This window comes from Vibrio sp. 10N.222.46.A1 (assembly GCF_041473595.1).
Classification (GTDB): Bacteria; Pseudomonadota; Gammaproteobacteria; order Enterobacterales; family Vibrionaceae; genus Vibrio; species Vibrio tasmaniensis_A.
This window is the reverse complement of sequence record NZ_JBFRSN010001379.1, coordinates 1-2820: the sequence shown is the minus strand read 5'-3', so window position 1 is coordinate 2820 and position 2820 is coordinate 1. Positions and strand designations below refer to the sequence as shown.

The following is a 2820-nucleotide window of genomic DNA, read 5'->3' as shown; positions in this document are numbered from 1 at the left end:
CTCGACATGCTAGTTGGTAAAGTATTGTGTTTCTTATACCTAAGCCCAGAGCGTTTGGCTCATGAAGGCATCTTCACCAATCAAGAGTTGTTTGATGAACTGATGTCGTTAGCGGATGAGAAAAAACTCATGAAGCTAGCAACCAACCGTGCGTCTGGTTCTGACTTAGACAAAGAAAAGCTGTTTGAAAAAGTACGTACTTCTTTACGCCGTTTACGTCGTATCGGCATGCTGATCGTGATTGGTGAAACAGGTAAATTCCGTATCAGCGAAGCGGTGTTCCGTTTTGGTGCGGATGTTCGTGTTGGCGATGATATGAAAGAAGCGCAATTACGACTTATTCGTGATGGTGAAGCTGTTGTTCATACTCAAGAGCCTAACCAAGGTAGCTTGTTGAATGAAGAACAAGCAGAAGCCGTATCAGAAATAGATTTAGACGTAGACGAAAACGGTCAACAAGACATTTTTAACGATCAAGCTGACTTTGACCTTGAGTCAAACGACAGCGAACAAACAAAGGTAGAAGGTGAAGCATGATTGAAAGAGGTAAATATCAATCATTAACCATGGTCAACTGGAACGGCTTCTTCGCGCGTACTTTTGATATTGATGGATTGGTTACAACGCTTTCTGGCGGTAACGGTGCAGGTAAGTCGACCACAATGGCGGCATTCATTACAGCACTTATCCCTGACCAAAGCCTTCTGCATTTCCGTAACACTACGGAAGCGGGTAGCTCACAGTCATCTCGTGATAAAGGTCTCTACGGTAAGCTTCAGCCAGGCGCATGTTATGCCGCGCTAGATGTTGTGAACTCTCGTAATCAACGCCTATTGTTTGCAGTAAAACTGCAGCAAGTTGCGGGTCGTGATAAGAAGGTCGACATCAAACCGTTTGTAATCCAAGGCCTTCCAAGCCATGTGAAGCCAACGGATGTATTGATTCAGAACGTTTCAGACAGCCACGCTCGTGTGTGTCAACTGAACGACGTGAAAGCAGCGGTAGCGCAATATGAAGGGGCGCACTTTAAAGCCTTCTCTTCGATTGTTGATTACCACTCACAGATGTTTGAGTACGGTGTTGTTCCTAAGAAACTGCGTAACAGCAGCGACCGTTCTAAGTTCTACCGTTTGATTGAAGCATCACTTTACGGCGGTATCTCAAGTGCGATTACACGTTCTCTGCGTGATTACCTTCTTCCGCAAAATGGCGGTGTGAAGAAAGCATTCCAAGATATGGAATCAGCACTGCGTGAAAACCGCATGACGCTAGAAGCGATCAAAACGACTCAGTCGGATCGTGACCTGTTCAAGCACTTGATCACTGAATCTACGAACTACGTGGCAGCAGATTACATGCGCCATGCCAACGATCGTCGTAACAAGCTTGATCAAACCATGAAGTTTCGTGGTGAACTGTTTGGTTCTCGCGAGACCTTGCTTGATCAAAACAACTTGTTGAACCGCGTTCAAGAAGAGCTTGAGTTGTTGGTCGATCAAGAATCGGCACTAGAGCAAGACTATCAAGCGGCGTCGGATCATCTTCAATTGGTTCAAACAGCACTTCGTCAGCAAGAGAAAATCGCTCGTTACAGCGAAGATCTGGAAGAGCTTAATGAGCGTCTAGAAGAGCAGATTATGGTGGTTGAAGAAGCTCAAGAGCGAGTACTTCTTGCTGAAGAACAGGCAACCATAACTGAAGAAGAAGTGGATAGCCTGAAAACTCAGCTTGCTGACTACCAACAAGCGTTGGATGTTCAGCAGACTCGTGCGCTTCAATACCAGCAAGCGGTTCAAGCATTAGAGAAAACTAAACAGCTACTTGGTGATGAGTCTATTACGGCAGAAAGCGCATTAACTCTGGTTTCTGAGCTAAAAGCACAAGAAGAATCAAGCACTCAAACGCTACTGTCGACTAAACATAAGCTAGACATGTCCTCTGCTGCGTCTGCACAGTTCGACAAAGCACTGTCTCTTGTTAAAAGCATTGTTGGTGATGTTGAGCGTAAAGAAGCGTCTACCAGTGCTAAGCAAGCGTTAGAAAAAGGCCGTAACGCAAAACACGTTGTTGAAAACGAACAGCAGTGGCGTGCTCAGCACCGCGACATGGCTCGTGATGTGGCGCAGCAGCGTCAAGCAAAAGAGCTTGCGACTGAATACCAAAAGCAACACAACATCTCACTGACTGACGAAACGGTTTTCGATGAAGAACGTGAACGCCATGCAATCCAGATCGAATCTCTTGAGTATGCTCAAGAAGAGCTGCGTGAAGCGAAGAGTGAGCAACGTCGTGTGCAACACAACCAAGACCAAGAGATTCAAAAACTTGAGTCTATTGCTCCAGCGTGGATCACGGCGAACGATGCACTTGAAGCCCTAAGAGATCACACAGAAGCTGAGCTAGAAGATAGCCAAGCAGTAATGACTCAAATGCAGCAAGTGCTTGAAGACGAGAAATCTCAAGCGGTAGCAAAAGATCAGTTGGCTACGCGCCGAGCTGAACTTGAGCAAGAGATTGAACGCTTAGCTTCTCCAGGTGGTTCTAACGATCCTCGCCTGAAAGGTCTAGCGGATACGCTTGGTGGCGTGCTGCTTTCTGAGATCTACGATGACATCACGATTGGCGATGCGCCGTACTTCAGTGCGATGTACGGCCCGGCTCGTCACGCAATTGTGGTTTCGGACCTTGATGGCATTAAAGAGAAGCTGGTGGATCTTGATGATTGTCCAGAAGACCTTTACATCCTAGAAGGTGATGTAGATGCGTTTGATGACAGCTCATTCAATGCTGATGAGCTTGAAGGTGCGGTGTGTGTTCAAC

2 protein-coding genes are annotated in these 2820 nt (G+C 46.5%); both read left to right on the top strand.

Features of this window, described 5'->3' with window-relative positions; translation table 11 throughout:
* Positions 1-537 (top strand): chromosome partition protein MukE (locus AB4496_RS26755; RefSeq protein ID WP_372132946.1); only part of this gene is annotated, 537 nt, incomplete at its 5' end.
* On the top strand, positions 534-2820 hold a 2287-nt coding region (gene mukB / locus AB4496_RS26750; RefSeq protein ID WP_372132943.1), incomplete at its 3' end, for a chromosome partition protein MukB. The genes AB4496_RS26755 and mukB, both read left to right, overlap by 4 nt.